This window comes from Calidifontibacillus erzurumensis, from assembly GCF_013303125.1.
In the GTDB taxonomy this organism is placed as follows: Bacteria; Bacillota; Bacilli; order Bacillales; family Bacillaceae_J; genus Calidifontibacillus; species Calidifontibacillus erzurumensis.
Map to the genome: position 1 here is coordinate 40,396 of NZ_JABTTE010000023.1, position 17,715 is coordinate 58,110.

Consider the following 17,715-nt stretch of genomic DNA (forward strand, 5'->3'; position numbering starts at 1 on the left):
GCTTTTATTTTCCAGAATCCGCTTAGGTGCATGTACAAAATATTTTCTAATTTTTTAGAAGGGCGCACGGTGTATACCTTTTGGCTCACATCACATATCATTATTAATAAACAAAACAAAGCAGGTTTGAAAAATACTCTGTAGAAATTCGTATAAACTATTCTTTTTTTCGTCAAATTTGGCTAAGAAAATAGACGATTTAACATGTAAATGCTTGCTATTTATAAAAAGGACTGGAGTGGCTATATAAAAAACTGAATTTTTTGACATAAGAATAATAAAATACGTCGAATACTTTTTTAAAATTACCCTGATGTTTTGACAAAAAAAGAAAAAAGGCTGTGGTTTAATAAAAAACAACTACATTTTGTCAGGGGAGTGTTTCGCATGCAAAAAATTGAAAGGGAGTTGATTTTCCAAGCACAGCCGCAAGGGGTTATGGAGGGTCTTTTCGAGCGTATTGGCGCTAAGATTGAACATTTATTTATGAAGAAAGGGTTTTTATTAGTTATTGTTGGGTTTTTATTGGGACGAGCCTTAATTCTTGCGAAAATTGCACCATTTGCACTGCCGTTTTTTGCAGCTGTTTTCTTAATGCGGAAAGAAAAGACCGGACAAGCTGCTATCGCTTTAGTGCTTGGAGCATTGTCAACGTCCATACCTAGTGCAGGCTTTACCTTTGGTTCAATAGGAGCGTTTTTTATCTTTCATCTCATTTTTTCAAAGATTAGTAAAAATCAATTAAAGATGCTGCCGATTAATGTTTTTGTTGCAAGTTTAGTAACAAGACTAACGTTAACATATATTTCGATGCATGAAATTACATATTATGATGTAATGATGAGTTTTATTGAAGCGGGTCTTGGTTATATTCTTACACTTATCTTTATTCAAAGTGTGCCGCTTTTAAGTACACGGCGTAGAAAACAAGCTTTGAAAAATGAAGAGATTATTTGTTTAATTATTTTATTTGCTTCTGTGTTAACAGGTACGATCGGTTGGTCATTTTATAATATTTCAGTTGAACATGTTTTATCGAGATATTTGGTATTGTTATTTGCTTTTGTCGGCGGAGCCGCAATTGGTTCAACCGTAGGGGTGGTCACAGGTCTTATTTTAAGCCTTGCTAATGTTGCCAGCCTTTATCAAATGAGCTTGCTTGCATTTTCAGGTTTACTCGGCGGATTGTTAAAAGACGGAAAAAAATACGGTGTTGCAATAGGCCTTATGATAGGCACGCTGCTCATTGGCTTATATGGAGAAGGAACGAATGAACTAATGCCAACGATTTTCGAGTCTTGTTTAGCAATGTTTATGTTTTTCCTGACACCGCAATCTTTTATTTCGAGAATTGCAAAATTTATTCCTGGAACGGATGAACATGCACAAGAGCAACAGCAATATATGCGTAAAATTAGAGATGTTACAGCAAAGCGGGTCGAACAGTTTTCAAGGTTGTTCCAAGCGCTTTCCAATAGTTTTAATTACCATGGCCTAAATGGGCATGAGGAGGACGACCAGCAAAAAGAAATTGATTATTTTTTAAGCAATATTACTGAAAAAACTTGTCAAACTTGTTTCCGTAAATCGAAATGCTGGGAAGAAAACTTTAATACAACATATGATTACATGGTTGAAATTATGCATGAATGTGAAAATCAACCAAAAAAACAGAGCAGCTCTTTGCAGCGGGAATGGAACAACCATTGTGTTAAAGCTGCAAAAGTTTATGAAGAAATTAAACAAGAATTATCTTTTTATCATGCAAATCAACGGTTAAAAAAGCAGGTGAAAGAAAGCAGACGATTAGTAGCTGATCAGTTATTAGGGGTTTCTCAAGTAATGGAAGATTTTGCAAAAGAGATTCAACGTGAGCGTGAAAATCACCAGCTTCAAGAAGATCAAATTATAGAAGCTTTAGCTGGAATGGGTATTGAATTGGGGCAAATTGATATTTACAGCTTAAAATCAGGGAATGTTGATATTGAAATAAGCATCCCTTATTGCCATGGAACTGGAGAAGCGGAAAAAGTCATTGCTCCGATGTTATCGGACATTTTAGGTGAAACAATCGTTGTTAAAAAAGAAGAATGTGCTCCATATCCACATGGGTATTGCCATGTAACTTTAGGTTCAGCTCGTGCCTATGTTGTTGAAACAGGTGTTGCTCATGCAGCCAAGGGTGGGGCACTTATTTCCGGAGATTGTTACTCAACCATTGAGCTTGGTGCTGGAAAATATGCCATTGCCATTAGCGATGGAATGGGAAACGGCGAGAGGGCTTATCTAGAAAGCAATGAAACATTAGTTTTATTGCAAAAAATATTGCAATCAGGTATTGAAGAAAAAGTTGCAATTAAGTCTGTTAATTCTGTCCTTTCACTTCGAACAACCGATGAAATTTTCTCAACGCTTGATTTGGCTATGATTGATCTACAAGATGCTAGCGTCAAGTTTTTAAAAATAGGTTCATCACCAAGTTTTATAAAAAGAGGTGAGCAAATTAAGAAAATTGAAGCAAGCAATTTGCCAATTGGCATTATTAAAGATTTTGAAGTTGACGTAGTAAGCGAACAACTGAAATCAGGAGATTTGCTCATCATGATGAGCGATGGGGTGTTTGAAGGGCCCTCTCATGTGGAAAACTACGATGTTTGGATGAAGAGAAAATTGAAAGAAATTCAGTCTGAAGATCCGCAAGCGGTTGCAGACATAATATTGGAAGAAGTCATTCGCACAAGCGGGCAAATTCAAGATGATATGACGGTCATTGTTGCAAAAATTAAACATAATATACCGAAGTGGGCGGCGATCCCAGTTTATCCAAGCAAAAAAGCTCAGTAGAAACGATTTAAAATCTATAATTAGAAAGATCCAAAGGCCATCGGTGAAGGAAATAAAAAAAGAAATGGTTTATTATTTCCCAGGAAAGACTAGTATATGCGTATATTTCCTTTTTTATTCGTTAAAAATGGTACTAGACCATTTTGGGAGGAGATACGAATGAAAAAAGGAACACTTAAACAAATTTTACTAATAACCGATGGCTGTTCGAATTCTGGGGAAGATCCAGTGGCAATGGCAGCATTAGCTAAAGAACAAGGAATCACCGTCAATGTGATCGGTGTAATGCAGAACGATACGGTAGGAGAGGAAGGAAGACGAGAAATTGAAGAGATTGCTTTAAGCGGAGGTGGTATTAGCCAAATTGTATATACGAAGCAGTTGTCACAAACTGTGCAAATGGTTACAAGAAAAGCAATGACGCAAACTTTGCAAGGAGTGGTTAATGCTGAATTAAAGCAAATTCTCGGCAAAACAAGTACAATTGAAGATCTCCCGCCTGAAAAGAGGGGCGAAGTGATGGAAGTTGTTGATGAACTTGGGGAAACGGTCGACTTGGAAGTTTTAATATTAATAGATATTAGCGGCAGTATGAAAGATAAAATTCCAACAGTAAAAGAAGCATTGTTTGATTTGTCCATCAGTTTAAATTCACGCATTGGAAAAAACCGTTTCTCAATTTTCACATTCCCAGGAAAGCGAGGCGATGCTGATAAAATACTAGATTGGACGCCTAAACTCGATTCAATTTCAAGTATATTCCCTAAACTTACATCAGGTGGAATTACTCCGACAGGTCCGGCCATTCGTGCAGCTATTCAACAGTTTAGTGTGAAAAAATCTCGAACATTAAGGAGCTGGATTTCTGATGATGATGAATACATCGAAGAAACCGGCTTTTAATATAACGCCAGGCACAATCATAACAGGAAAATGGCAACATCATAGCTATACAATTTTAAAAACTCTCGGGTTTGGGGCTACTGGAACTGTTTACTTAGCCCAAGGGAAAAGGGGACTTGTTGCATTAAAAATAAGCGAGGATCATATGGCGATTACTTCGGAAGTAAATGTGCTTCGACACTTTTCTAAGGTCCAAGGTTGCCTTGGGCCTTCTTTGCTTGATGTCGATGACTGGGATGTGCGGAACATCGGAAAAACTTTACCGTTTTATGTAATGGAATATTTAAAAGGGGAAGATTTTTTATCCTATTTAAAAAAACATGGGAATGAATGGCTCATTGTTCTCGTTTTGCAGCTGCTTGCTGATTTAGAAAAACTTCATAAAGAAGGCTGGATTTTTGGAGATTTAAAACCGGATAATCTAATTGTAGTCGGGCCTCCACCAAGAGTACGCTGGCTTGATGTTGGCGGAACGACAAAAATGGGTCGCTCTATTAAAGAATTTACCGAATTTTATGATCGCGGTTATTGGAATTTGGGAACGAGGAAAGCAGAACCTTCATATGATTTATTTGCTGTTGCAATGGTGATGATCAATGCTTGCTATCCGCAGCGTTTTTCGAAAAAAGACGAAAGCAGGCATCTGCCACAGTTAATCAAAGCCATTCAAAGTGCACCTCTTTTAAAAAGATATGAAAAGGTAATTGTGAAGGCCCTGCAAAGCCGTTATCATTCCGCGCAAGATATGAGAAATGAATTAATGGAAGTGGCAAATGGGAGGATTGATAAAAGGAAACCGATACGAAATGAAGTAGCACCTTCATCGATTACACAAACGAAAGCGCCCTCTTTCAGGCAAAAACAAAGAGACATAAAAAGGAAGGAAAAATATAGAGGAATTTTTGAAACAATGATTATTGCTATTTTATTAATCGTTGCTTACTTTCTTTATATTGCTGGACATATCATGTGAAAGATTTGCTAAAATAAAGATTGAAGAATTGTTACAATCAACTATAGAGGAAGATTGGAATGAAGTTTGATAAGGTTCGGCAGTTTATTGAAAAACATCAATTATTAAAAAAAGGCTCAACTGTTGTCGTCGGTGTATCAGGTGGTCCAGATTCTATCGCCCTGCTTCATTATTTATGGACTTTTAAAGATAAATGGGAGTTATCCTTAATCGCTGCACATGTTGATCATATGTTTAGAGGAAAACAATCATATGAAGACTTACTGTTTGTAAAAGATTTTTGCGAAAAGCTTCAAATTACGTTTGAAGGCACTTCGATTGATGTGCCTGAATACATAAAAATTCATCAACTGACTCCTCAAGTTGCGGCAAGGGAATGCAGGTATCAGTTTTATAGTAGAGTGTTAGAAAAATATAGCGCACAATACTTAGCACTGGCCCACCACGGGGATGACCAAGTTGAAACGATGTTGATGAGGATGGTACGCGGAAGCTATGGAAAAGGATTGGCCGGCATCCCGGTAAAACGCGATTTTCATGGTGCTGAGATAATCCGACCCTTTTTATGTTTGACAAGAGATGAAATTGAACAATATATAGATGAATTTCATCTTTCCTATCGAGTTGATCCAAGCAATGAGAAGGATGATTATCAAAGAAACCGGTTTAGGCATTATGTCCTTCCTTTTTTAAAAAGCGAAAACCCAAATGTAGCCGAGCGCTTTCAGACGATAAGTGAATTATTAATGGAGGATGAAAAGCTTTTAGAGGAATATGCAGCGCAAGGAATTGAAAAGGCAGTGATTGAGAAAACGGAAAAAAAAGTTGTATTTCTTATAAATGAGTTTAAGAGTCTTCCTATTTCTTTACAAAGAAGAGGTATTCAACTAATATTAAAATATCTTTATAAAAGTATTCCTTCCAATTTAGCTACGATACATATAGATCAGTTACTATCCTTGCTCAAAACTAAACATCCTTCAGGTATATTACATTTTCCAAAAGGCTTGATTGTAACAAAGTCGTATCATCAATGCACATTAGCAATTGGTGAGGAAACAGAGAAACACTACTTGCCTTTAGAGCTGCAGGTGCCGGGGGAAGTATTTATAACTGATGATGTTTCAATCAAAGCTGAATGGGTAAAGGATATTCCAAAGACGATGTCCGGTGTTGATTATTTTATTTGTACAAGTGATCACATTGCATTACCTATACATATACGTACTCGAAAAACGGGTGACCGGATGACGTTAAAAGGTATGGTAGGAACAAAAAAGTTAAAAGATATTTTTATCGATGAGAAAATTCCAAGAGAAAAAAGGGATCGTTGGCCTGTTGTAGTGGACGGCAATGGGGAAATTCTTTGGCTTCCGCTTTTAAAAAAATCACGATTTTTTTTCGATCAACGAGAAAGTACATCTAATAATAGTCATGTTTATTTATTATTGCAATATATTTTATACAACAAAGAGCTCTAGGAGGAACAAGCATGAACGCAGATATTAAAGAAGTATTAATCTCAGAAGAAGATATACAAAAAAAGGTAAAAGAACTTGGAGCTATTTTATCAGCTGAATATGAGGACCGCTTTCCGCTTGTGATTGGTGTATTAAAAGGTGCAATGCTCTTTATGAGTGATTTAGTAAAAAATATGGATATTCATTTGGAAATGGATTTTATGGATGTTTCTAGCTATGGTAACTCAACAGTCTCATCCGGTGAGGTTAAAATTATTAAAGACTTAAATACATCTGTTGAAGGACGCCATATCATTATTGTAGAAGATATTATTGACAGCGGTCTGACGCTAAACTACCTTGCAGAACTCCTTCAATATCGAAAAGCTGAATCCATTAAAATTGTAACATTACTTGATAAGCCGACTGGACGAAAAGTGGATTTGAAAGCGGATTTAGTAGGCTTTGAAGTCCCAGATGCATTTGTAGTTGGCTATGGTCTAGATTATGCTGAACGTTACCGTAATCTTCCTTATATTGGTGTTTTAAAGCCGGAAGTTTATGAGAAATAGAAATGGCTCATACCGTAAACATCCCTTCAAAATATAGAAAAAATATCCTTATTTATAAGGGTAATTTGTTGTGTTTTTTTTATTTTATATGTTACCATTTACTATAGTGTTTTCGCTTCGCAGGAGGAGGTAAGTAATGAATCGGATCTTCCGTAATACAATCTTTTATTTATTGATTTTTTTAGTTGTAATTGGAGTAGTAAGCTTTTTTAGTGGAACAGGACAACAACAAAAACAGCTTACATACGACCAATTTATCACTCACCTTGAAAAAGGCGATATTAAGTCAATGAACTTTCAGCCTGACCGATTAGTGTACGAAATAAGGGGCCAATTAAAGTCGCAAACTGAAGGTCAATATTTCGTTACATATGTTCTTCAAACAGAGGCAGCTGCTGATTTTGTAGAAATGGCAAGAAAATCCGGAGCTATCGTGAATATTGAGCAGGCAGAAGAAACGAGCGGATGGGTTACATTTTTTACTTCAATTATCCCTTTTATCATCATATTTATTTTGTTCTTCTTCTTGCTTAATCAAGCGCAAGGCGGCGGCAGCCGTGTGATGAACTTCGGAAAAAGCAGAGCAAAACTCTATAATGAAGAGAAGAAAAAGGTTCGTTTTAAAGATGTTGCTGGTGCTGATGAAGAAAAGCAAGAACTTGTCGAGGTTGTAGAATTTTTAAAAGATCCTCGGAAATTCTCTGCACTTGGTGCCCGTATTCCTAAAGGTGTTCTGCTTGTTGGACCTCCAGGAACAGGTAAAACATTGCTTGCACGTGCTGTTGCTGGGGAAGCAGGTGTTCCGTTTTTCTCAATCAGCGGTTCAGACTTTGTTGAAATGTTCGTCGGTGTAGGTGCTTCACGTGTTCGTGACCTATTTGAAACGGCCAAAAAGAATGCACCATGTATTATTTTTATCGATGAAATTGATGCTGTTGGTCGTCAGCGTGGTGCAGGTCTTGGTGGTGGACATGATGAACGGGAACAAACATTGAACCAATTGCTTGTTGAAATGGATGGTTTCGGTGCTAATGAAGGTATTATAATTATAGCTGCTACGAACCGTCCGGATATTTTGGACCCTGCCCTCCTTCGTCCAGGTCGATTTGACCGTCAAATTACTGTGGATAGACCGGACGTAAAAGGCCGGGAAGCTGTTTTGGCTGTACATGCCCGAAACAAACCACTTGCTCCAGATGTTGATCTTAAAACAATTGCGCTTCGCACACCAGGATTCTCTGGTGCAGATCTTGAAAACTTATTAAATGAAGCAGCACTTGTTGCAGCGAGAGCAGATAAAAAGCAAATTACCGCTGAAGACATTGATGAAGCAATTGACCGTGTTATTGCAGGTCCTGCAAAACGAAGCCGTGTCATTTCCGAAAAAGAGAGAAAAATTGTTGCGTATCATGAAGCAGGTCATACAGTTATCGGGGTTGTTCTTGAAGATGCCGATATGGTTCACAAAGTTACGATCGTCCCTCGCGGGCAAGCGGGCGGCTATGCGGTTATGCTTCCAAAAGAAGATCGTTATTTTATGACGAAGCCAGAATTACTTGATAAAATTACCGGCCTCCTTGGTGGGCGTGTAGCGGAAGAATTAGTGCTTGGGGAAGTTAGTACAGGTGCCCATAATGACTTCCAACGGGCGACTAATATTGCCCGGAAAATGGTAACTGAATACGGTATGAGCGACAAATTAGGACCAATGCAATTTGGTCATCCAACAAGCGGTCAAGTTTTCCTTGGAAGGGATATTAACAGCGAGCAAAACTATAGTGATACAATAGCCTATGAAATTGATATGGAGATTCAACGCATCATTAAAGAATGCTATGAACGGGCTAAGAAAATCTTAACAGATTATTCGAAACAGCATCATTTAATTGCCCAAACGCTCTTGGAAGTTGAAACGTTAGATGCGGAACAAATTAAACATCTATTTGAACATGGAACTCTTCCAGAAGGCAGCAATGGAAAAGGAAATGCAGATTCAACATCCAAAGAAGAGTCAGGGAAAGATGACGTAATCGTTCATATTAATTCAAAAAACGAAGAAACAGAACCGAAAGAGTAATTTTAGTAAATAGGATGCCATTTGGCATCCTATTTTAGCTAGAAATTGTTCAAATGTTATAAATCTAATTTTAATAGGGTGATCACAATGATATTTGTATTTGATGTTGGTAATACGAATACGGTTTTAGGTGTTTTTGAAGGAGAGGAATTAAAACATCATTGGCGGATTGAAACGAGTCGTCATAAAACTGAAGACGAATATGGGATGTTGATAAAAGCGCTATTTTCTCATGTTGGTATCAGTACAACAGATATATCCGGAATTATTATATCTTCTGTAGTACCACCAATTATGCATGCCCTAGAAAGAATGTGTGAAAAATATTTTCATCTTGAACCAATGATTGTCGGACCAGGCATCAAAACCGGTTTAAATATTAAATACGATAACCCACGCGAAGTTGGAGCAGACCGAATTGTAAATGCTGTTGCCGGCATTCATCTATATGGGGCTCCGCTAATCATAGTTGATTTCGGTACAGCAACTACATATTGTTACATCGATGAAAACAAACAGTATATGGGTGGGGCAATTGCACCAGGAATCAATATTTCTACGGAAGCGCTTTATACGAAAGCAGCGAAACTGCCCCGCATTGAAATTGCCAGACCAAATGGCATTGTTGGAAAAAATACAGTTCATGCAATGCAAGCAGGTATTTTATTTGGTTATGTTGGTCAAGTTGAAGGGATCGTTAAAAGAATGAAAGAACAAGCTTTAGTTGAGCCGAAGGTGATTGCAACGGGCGGTTTAGCTTCACTCATTGCGAAAGAATCAGATGTGATTGATGTTGTTGATCCATTCTTGACATTAAAAGGGCTGCAAATGATTTTTGCCCGTAATCAAACGAGTGGAAGGAGCAAATTTGATGCATGATTATTTAATTAAAGCATTGGCTTATGATGGACAAGTTAGAGCTTATGGAGTGCGTTCAACGGAAACTGTAGCAGAAGGACAAAGACGCCATGACACTTGGGCGACAGCATCGGCAGCCCTTGGAAGAACGATGACTGCTGCGGTGATGATGGGAGCGATGCTGAAAGGTGAAGATAAAATAACGGTGAAAATTGATGGAGGCGGACCGATTGGCGTAATTCTCGTTGACACAAATGCCCATGGAGAAGTGCGAGGCTATGTATCCAATCCGCATGTTGATTTTGAATTAAACGAGAAGGGAAAACTGGATGTTGCCCGTGCGGTTGGCAAAAACGGATTTTTGTCGATTGTAAAAGATTTAGGATTGAGAGACTATTTTACAGGACAAGTACCGTTAATTTCAGGTGAAATTGGTGAAGATTTTAGTTATTATTTTGCAGCCTCTGAGCAAGTTCCATCTGCAGTCGGCGTTGGTGTACTAGTAAATCCTGATCATACAATCAAAGCAGCTGGTGGATTTATTATTCAGTTAATGCCGGGAACTGATGATGAGACCATCACAAAAATAGAAAATCAGATTCAAGCGCTTCCACCTATATCAAAGCTAATCGAAGAGGGACTTACACCAGAGGAAATATTAGAAAGATTGCTTGGAAAAATTAAAGTACTTGAAAAAATGCCGGTGTCTTTTAAATGCAATTGTTCAAAAGAAAGATTTGCAGATGCCATCATTGGTTTAGGGCGTGAAGAAATAAAAGCGATGATAGAAGAGGACGGAAAAGCGGAAGCTCTTTGCCATTTTTGTAATCAATCATACTTTTTTTCAAAAGAAGAATTGGAACACCTTTACGGAAATGCTCAAGAATAAAAAGTTTTTTTGCTTGAAAAAACTATTATTTGGAATTGTCGAGTAAATTTTGTTGACAATAATCTGAAAACTTGATAGGTTAATGATAGAAAAACTTAAAAATCAATATAATTACTCGGGATTGGAGTGTCGTAAATGCGTGTTGTAAATTCCATTGAAGAATTAATTGGCTCTACACCAATCGTAAAATTGAACCGGCTAACAGATGAAAATGATGCAGAAGTATATGTAAAGTTGGAGTATTTTAACCCTGGTAGCAGCGTAAAAGATCGTATTGCTATGGCAATGATCAATGACGCTATCAAAAAAGGCGAATTAAAGCCAGGAGATACTATTATTGAGCCAACAAGCGGAAATACTGGTATCGGATTAGCGATGGTTGCAGCAGCAAAAGGTTTAAAAGCAGTTCTTGTTATGCCTGATACAATGAGCTTAGAAAGACGTAATCTTTTACGTGCATACGGTGCAGAACTTATTTTAACACCTGGCGCAGAGGGTATGAAAGGTGCGATTAGCAAAGCGGAAGAACTTGCTAAGGAACATGGCTATTTCATGCCACAACAATTTAAAAACCAAGCAAATCCTCAAATTCACCGTGAAACAACAGGTAAGGAAATCGTTGAACAAATGGATCAATTAGATGCGTTTGTTTCTGGTATTGGGACGGGTGGAACAATTACAGGCGCTGGTGAAGTGTTAAAACAAAAATTCCCTGACATTAAGATTTTTGCGGTTGAACCTGCTGATTCTCCAGTTCTTTCTGGTGGCAAACCTGGTCCTCACAAAATTCAGGGAATCGGTGCCGGATTTGTACCAGATGTATTAAATACAAATATTTATGATGAAGTTATCAAAATTGAAAATGAAGAAGCGTTCGAACATGCACGTCGTGCTGGCCGAGAAGAAGGTATTTTATGCGGTATTTCTTCAGGGGCAGCCATTGCTGCAGCTTTAAAAGTTGCTAAAAAATTAGGTAAAGGTAAGAAAGTATTAGCAATCTTGCCTGACAACGGAGAACGTTATTTAAGTACAGCTCTTTACCAATTTGAAGAATAAATAAAAGGAAAAACAGTCCTTTTCCGAATTAGGACTGTTTTTTTCTTTTAAAGTTTATTACAATTATGGATATGAGCAGAGAATAGAAAATGATGAGTAGAGGTGAGCGTAGTGATTTTAATGATTGATAATTATGATTCTTTTACGTTTAATTTAGTCCAGTATTTAGGAGAATTAGGCCAAAACCTTATTGTAAAGCGCAATGATGAAATTACAATAAAAGAAATTGAAGAAATGGATCCAGACTTTTTAATGATATCTCCAGGACCATGTACGCCGAATGAAGCTGGGATTAGCCTAGAAGCGATCCAAACATTTGCCGGTAAGATTCCGATATTCGGTGTATGTCTAGGACATCAAGCTATTGCCCAAGTATTTGGTGGAGATATTGTGCGCGCTGAACAAATAATGCATGGAAAAACATCTGAAATATATCATGATGGGAAAACAATATTCACTGGTTTAGAACAGCCATTTAAAGCTGCACGATACCATTCTTTAATTGTAAAAAAAGAGACATTACCATCTTGTTTTGAAATCTCTGCTTGGACGAAAGATGACGAAATTATGGCCATTCGTCATAAAAATTTGCCAATCGAAGGCGTGCAATTTCATCCAGAATCCATTATTACTTCCTATGGTAAAGAAATACTGCAAAATTTTATAACAACATATGGGAAAAAAGTTTCTCTTTCTTAATAAAAATGTAAAAAGGGGATTGAGGTCTTTATCAATATGAATCTTGCTTACAATAAGCGGCTTGAGCAAGAATGTATTGATATAGATCCAACCCCTTTGTTTTATTGTATAAGACTAATAGGAATGATCATAATGAAATTAAAAGTCTAGAAAAGAAAGGGTTTCGGGAAATGGAAGGAAACAAAACGTTACACATTACATGTTCTGCAAAGAAATTTGATATGAACGAGAAAACGTGGATTATGGGTATTTTAAATGTTACACCTGATTCTTTTTCAGACGGTGGACGATTTAATAATCTTGAATCCGCACTTCAACAGGCCAAACGGATGGTTCAAGATGGGGCGGATTTTATTGATGTTGGCGGCGAATCAACGAGACCTGGTCACGTGCAAATTAGTGAAGAAGAAGAACTGCGCCGAATTTTGCCAGTAATTAAGGCATTAAAAAGCACGATTGAAAAGCCTCTATCCATTGATACGTACAAAGCAGAGGTTGCCAGACAGGCGATTGAAGCCGGCGCAGACATCATAAATGATATTTGGGGAGCAAAAGCAGATCCGAAAATGGCGGAAGTAGCTGCCCATTACGATGTTCCGATTATTCTTATGCACAATCGTGATAATATGAATTACTTAAATTTAATGCAAGATATGATTGCTGATTTGCGTGAAAGTATTGCTATTGTAAAAAAAGCCGGCGTTCGTGATGAACAAATTATATTAGACCCAGGCATCGGTTTTGCGAAAACTTATGAGCATAATTTAGAAGTTATGCGTCATTTAAACTTGATTGTAAATATGGGATATCCGGTTTTATTAGGAACATCTAGAAAGAGATTTATTGGGCGAGCGTTAGATTTACCGGTTGACGAAAGAATGGAAGGAACGGGTGCAACTGTCTGCCTTGGAATTGAACGAGGATGCCATATCGTAAGAGTTCATGATGTGAAAGAAATGGCTAGAATGGCGAAAATGATGGATGCTATGTTAGGAAAACCAGCTTCAGTAGTGATGGCCAATGGATAAAATTTATTTAAACAAACTACAGTTTTATGGCTACCATGGTGTTATGCCTGAAGAAAATAAGTTAGGCCAGCGTTTTATCGTTGACCTCATCTTAGAACTTGATTTAACTAAAGCAGGACAGAGTGATGACTTAAATGAAACTGTAAACTATGCTGAAGTATATCAAATTGTTAAATCGATTGTGGAAGGGAAGCCTAGCAAGCTTATAGAGCATTTGGCAGAACAATTGGCTGCTGCTCTTTTAAAGTCTTTTTCAAAAATTGATTTTTGTACCGTGAAAATCACTAAACCGGATCCACCGATTCCAGGTTGCTATGAATCTGTTGCGGTTGAAATTCGCAGAGGGCGGTAATAAAGTTTTTTTTCTTAACAGCCTGTGGTAAGCTATTATAAGTGGAATGACGGGAATGTTTATTATTTAAATAAATATTTTTAAGACTCCCATTCTCAAAGAAGAATGTGAAAGACGTAACTATTGGGTTGGCTTTAACAATATGCTTTAGTATAATCAGTCCTAGATAGGTATTTGAATTGTTCAAATTAGAGGTGGTTGTATTCTTGGCTGAATTAGTCAAAAAGGTTGATAGGCTGAAATTAGAACAAAATGATATTTGATGTAAAAGAAGTGTGCACAACAAAAATGAGTTCAGTTTATAAACAGAAACTATTGAAGAATAGGGAAGTTTAGACGAGTTTGTTATATAAAGTCTTAGTAATATAACTTAGGTGGAAAAAATGAATAATATCGCATTTATTGGTTTAGGTACGAACGAAGGCAACCGTGAAAAATTTTTAAAAGAAGCAATCCAAATGTTGGCTGCCCATCGTTGTATATCTATTGTTGATTATTCTTCCATTTACGAGACAGAGCCGGTCGGATATACAGAACAGCCGCTGTTTCTAAACATGGTGGTAAAAATTGCAACCTCTCTCACAGCACTCGAACTGCTTGACTCGATCCAGAAAATTGAAAATGATCTTGGAAGAAAAAGGAACGTCCGGTGGGGGCCAAGGACGATAGATCTTGACATTTTACTTTACAATAAAGAAAATATTAAGTCAGAACGTTTAATCGTTCCACATCCACGAATGTTCGAAAGATCATTTGTTGTAATTCCTTTGTTAGAGATTGATAAAGATCTCTTTGGATCCTTTAACATCAATATAGATCATCTGAAAAACGATCCAGGTGTATCATTATACATTGATCGTGAAAAGGCACTTCAACTGTGAAGAGGTGATAAAAATGTTTAAGATAGGCGATATCGAACTGAAAAATCCGGTCGTACTTGCGCCGATGGCGGGAGTATGTAATGCAGCCTTTCGCTTAATTGTAAAAGAATTTGGTGCAGCATTAGTTTGTGCAGAAATGGTAAGTGATAAAGGTATTTTATATAAAAATGAAAAAACATTAGATATGCTTTATATTGATGAAAGAGAGAAACCTTTAAGCTTACAAATTTTTGGCGGTGAAATTGAAACATTAGTAGAAGCTGCAAAGTTTGTAGAAAAAAATACAACCGCCGATATTATAGATATCAATATGGGTTGTCCTGTACCGAAAATCATTAAAAGTGATGCAGGAGCAAAATGGTTGTTAGATCCTGATAAAATTTATGAGGTTGTCGCCGCTGTCGTTGATGCCGTAGATAAACCAGTAACCGTAAAGATGCGTATGGGTTGGGATGATGACCATATTTATGCTGTTGAAAATGCCCAAGCAGTGGAACGGGCAGGCGGCAAGGCGGTTGCATTGCACGGACGTACACGTGTGCAAATGTACGAAGGCACTGCAAACTGGGATATTATTAAACAAGTAAAAGAAGCTGTGAACATTCCGGTTATTGGCAATGGCGACGTGAAAACCCCGGAAGATGCAAAAAGAATGTTAGAAATGACTGGCTGCGATGGTGTAATGATCGGACGTGCAGCATTAGGTGATCCGTGGATGATTTATCGTACGGTTCATTACTTGGAAACAGGAGAGTTAATGGATCCGCCAACTCCAAAAGAAAAAATTGAAGTTTGTCTCCTTCATGCAGACCGTTTAATTCAATTAAAAGGTGAAAAACTAGCCATTATGGAAATGAGAAAGCATGCGGCTTGGTATTTAAAGGGATTAAGAGGCAATGCAAAAGTACGCAATGCTTTAAATGAATGTGAGACAAGGGAAGAACTAGAGTCTTTGCTAAGAGAATATATTGCAACTCTTGAAGCAAAGTCTGAACAAGACATTGCAGTAGTATAAGAAATGTACATTGCAACAAAAAACTTGAATTTGACACAATCTACACTCTAACCTATAATACCGATGAGATTAATTTTTTAATTGCTGCCAGTACGTACTGGCAGTTTTTTATATTGTTTACGCCGTTTAAAAACTTTTTATATACAAAAAGATTTGGAGATGATGAAATGAGCCTTGAAGAGTTAAATGACCAACTGCGGGTAAGACGTGAAAAATTAGCCATGTTAAAAAATAAAGGAATTGACCCGTTCGGAAAACGTTTTGAAAGAACCGATACTTCTAGAACTTTAAAAGAACAGTACGATTCTTTTACAAAAGAAGAACTTGAAGAAAAGGGAGTAGAAGTATCTGTTGCAGGGCGAATTATGACAAAGCGCGGCAAAGGAAAAGCAGGCTTTGCTCACATCCAAGATTTAGATGGACAAGTTCAAATCTATGTTCGCCAAGATACTGTTGGTGAGGAGCAATATGAAATCTTTGATAAAGCTGACATTGGAGATATCGTCGGAGTAAAAGGTGTAGTATTTAAAACAAAAGTGGGCGAATTATCAATTAAAGTGAAAGATTTTACATTTCTATCAAAAGCACTTCGCCCATTGCCGGAAAAATTCCATGGTCTAAAAGATATCGAGCAGCGTTATCGTCAGCGTTATCTAGATTTAATAACTAGCATGGAAAGCAGAAAAACTTTTATTACAAGAAGCAAGATTATCCAATCCATGCGCCGTTATTTAGATGAAAGAGGTTATTTAGAAGTAGAAACACCAATGATGCATTCGATTGCTGGTGGAGCAGCAGCAAGACCGTTTATTACACATCATAATGCTTTGGACATGCAATTATATATGCGTATTGCTATCGAATTGCATTTAAAGAGATTAATTGTTGGCGGTTTGGAAAAAGTGTATGAGATTGGCCGTGTTTTCCGTAATGAAGGAATCTCAACTCGCCATAATCCAGAATTTACGATGATCGAGCTTTATGAAGCTTATGCTGACTTTCACGATATCATGAACCTTACAGAAGATTTAATTTCACATATTGCTAAAGAGGTTCTTGGTACAACTACCATTCAATATGGGGAATATGAAATAAACTTAGAGCCAAAATGGCGACGTCTTCATATGGTTGATGCCATTAAAGAATACGTCGGTGTTGATTTTTGGAAGAAAATGAGCGACGAAGAAGCCCGTGCATTAGCAAAAGAGCATAATATTGAGATTGAAGACCATATGACATTTGGCCATATCGTCAATGAATTTTTCGAACAAAGAGTTGAAGAAAAATTGATTCAGCCAACATTTATTTATGGACATCCGGTTGAAATATCACCGTTGGCTAAGAAGAATGCGGATGATGAGCGCTTTACAGATCGCTTTGAATTATTTATTGTTGCAAGAGAACACGCAAATGCATTTACAGAATTGAACGATCCAATCGATCAAAAAGAAAGATTTGAAGCCCAGTTGAGAGAACGTGCAGCTGGAAACGATGAAGCGCATATGATGGATGAAGATTTTATTGAAGCAATGGAGTATGGCATGCCTCCAACAGGAGGATTAGGAATCGGTATTGACCGTTTAGTAATGCTTTTAACAAATTCTCCTTCAATTAGAGATGTATTATTATTCCCATTAATGCGTCATCGTGACTAAAACTGAATGTAATCTTACTGTAACTCTTTCTTTTAAAAATAATCAGGATTGGATTCAATAAAAATAGTGAAGTAAAAAACTGTCTCTTAAAATCGAACGTTGGATTCTTCCAAGTGATGATTTGAGGCAGTTTTTTATTTTTTATTGGAATATCACTTGAAATTGACGTTATCTAATGATAAAGTACTTTTTGTTGTCAAAAAAATAAAAAAAAGAAAAAATTAACGGTTGACAATTAGTTTTCTGAATGATATCCTATAAAAGTCGCTGTTGAAGAAGTCGACAAAAATCGAAGAAAAAAATGAAAAAATGACTGTTGACTTCTATGAAATGATATGTTATTATAAAATATGTCGCAATTACGAAATAAAACAGCGTGATCTTTGAAAATTAAACAAAATGTCAAGCGTGCGGCAATGTTGAATGTTTTATTCAACGGCCAAGTCAATTTTC

General features: G+C 37.1%; 15 protein-coding genes. All 15 read left to right on the plus strand.

The genetic code is table 11. The features are described from left to right. Nucleotides 1-387 precede the first annotated feature (387 nt). The 15 genes from spoIIE to lysS all read left to right on the plus strand — a co-directional run bounded on the left by spoIIE (nucleotide 388) and on the right by lysS (nucleotide 17,262). Complete coding sequence (gene spoIIE / locus HR057_RS14200; RefSeq protein ID WP_173732101.1) at nucleotides 388-2,844, plus strand: stage II sporulation protein E; 2,457 nt, start codon at nucleotides 388-390, stop codon at nucleotides 2,842-2,844. A gap of 159 nt (nucleotides 2,845-3,003) precedes the next feature. Beyond that, a complete protein-coding gene (locus tag HR057_RS14205) occupies nucleotides 3,004-3,747 on the plus strand; it encodes a VWA domain-containing protein (protein WP_173732102.1) in 744 nt (247 codons plus the stop codon). Next, nucleotides 3,716-4,720 (plus strand): serine/threonine protein kinase, encoded by a 1,005-nt coding sequence (locus HR057_RS14210; RefSeq protein ID WP_173732120.1) that lies wholly within the window; start codon nucleotides 3,716-3,718, stop codon nucleotides 4,718-4,720. The genes HR057_RS14205 and HR057_RS14210 overlap by 32 nt, the downstream gene beginning before the upstream one ends. A 59-nt stretch (nucleotides 4,721-4,779) precedes the next feature. Further along, nucleotides 4,780-6,201 carry a tRNA lysidine(34) synthetase TilS gene (gene tilS, locus HR057_RS14215; protein WP_173732103.1) on the plus strand — a complete coding sequence of 474 codons (1,422 nt, stop codon included), beginning with the start codon at nucleotides 4,780-4,782 and terminating at the stop codon, nucleotides 6,199-6,201. Nucleotides 6,202-6,212: 11 nt separating this feature from the next. Continuing rightward, a complete protein-coding gene (hpt, locus tag HR057_RS14220; RefSeq protein WP_173732104.1) occupies nucleotides 6,213-6,752 on the plus strand; it encodes a hypoxanthine phosphoribosyltransferase in 540 nt (179 codons plus the stop codon). A gap of 136 nt (nucleotides 6,753-6,888) precedes the next feature. Further along, nucleotides 6,889-8,829, plus strand: a complete 1,941-nt coding sequence (gene ftsH, locus HR057_RS14225; RefSeq protein WP_173732105.1) for an ATP-dependent zinc metalloprotease FtsH — start codon at nucleotides 6,889-6,891, stop codon at nucleotides 8,827-8,829. Nucleotides 8,830-8,916: 87 nt separating this feature from the next. Continuing rightward, a complete protein-coding gene (locus HR057_RS14230; RefSeq protein ID WP_173732106.1) occupies nucleotides 8,917-9,708 on the plus strand; it encodes a type III pantothenate kinase in 792 nt (263 codons plus the stop codon). Then, nucleotides 9,701-10,576 carry an Hsp33 family molecular chaperone HslO gene (gene hslO, locus HR057_RS14235; protein ID WP_173732107.1) on the plus strand — a complete coding sequence of 292 codons (876 nt, stop codon included), beginning with the start codon at nucleotides 9,701-9,703 and terminating at the stop codon, nucleotides 10,574-10,576. Before HR057_RS14230 ends, hslO begins: the two co-directional genes overlap by 8 nt. 135 nt (nucleotides 10,577-10,711) lie before the next feature. Next, nucleotides 10,712-11,632 (plus strand): cysteine synthase A, encoded by a 921-nt coding sequence (gene cysK, locus HR057_RS14240; RefSeq protein ID WP_173732108.1) that lies wholly within the window; start codon nucleotides 10,712-10,714, stop codon nucleotides 11,630-11,632. Nucleotides 11,633-11,743: 111 nt separating this feature from the next. Next, a complete protein-coding gene (gene pabA / locus HR057_RS14245) occupies nucleotides 11,744-12,331 on the plus strand; it encodes an aminodeoxychorismate/anthranilate synthase component II (protein ID WP_173732121.1) in 588 nt (195 codons plus the stop codon). Between the two features lie 170 nt (nucleotides 12,332-12,501). Further along, complete coding sequence (folP, locus tag HR057_RS14250) at nucleotides 12,502-13,359, plus strand: dihydropteroate synthase (protein WP_173732109.1); 858 nt, start codon at nucleotides 12,502-12,504, stop codon at nucleotides 13,357-13,359. Continuing rightward, nucleotides 13,352-13,711, plus strand: coding sequence for a dihydroneopterin aldolase (folB, locus tag HR057_RS14255; protein ID WP_173732110.1), 360 nt, complete (start codon nucleotides 13,352-13,354; stop codon nucleotides 13,709-13,711). Before folP ends, folB begins: the two co-directional genes overlap by 8 nt. Nucleotides 13,712-14,094: 383 nt before the next feature. Continuing rightward, nucleotides 14,095-14,592 (plus strand): 2-amino-4-hydroxy-6-hydroxymethyldihydropteridine diphosphokinase, encoded by a 498-nt coding sequence (folK, locus tag HR057_RS14260; protein ID WP_173732111.1) that lies wholly within the window; start codon nucleotides 14,095-14,097, stop codon nucleotides 14,590-14,592. Nucleotides 14,593-14,605: 13 nt separating this feature from the next. After that, entirely contained in the window at nucleotides 14,606-15,607 is a 1,002-nt protein-coding gene (gene dusB, locus HR057_RS14265; protein ID WP_173732112.1) for a tRNA dihydrouridine synthase DusB, read from the plus strand. Nucleotides 15,608-15,774: 167 nt separating this feature from the next. After that, nucleotides 15,775-17,262, plus strand: a complete 1,488-nt coding sequence (lysS, locus tag HR057_RS14270; RefSeq protein ID WP_173732113.1) for a lysine--tRNA ligase — start codon at nucleotides 15,775-15,777, stop codon at nucleotides 17,260-17,262. Nucleotides 17,263-17,715: the final 453 nt, after the last annotated feature.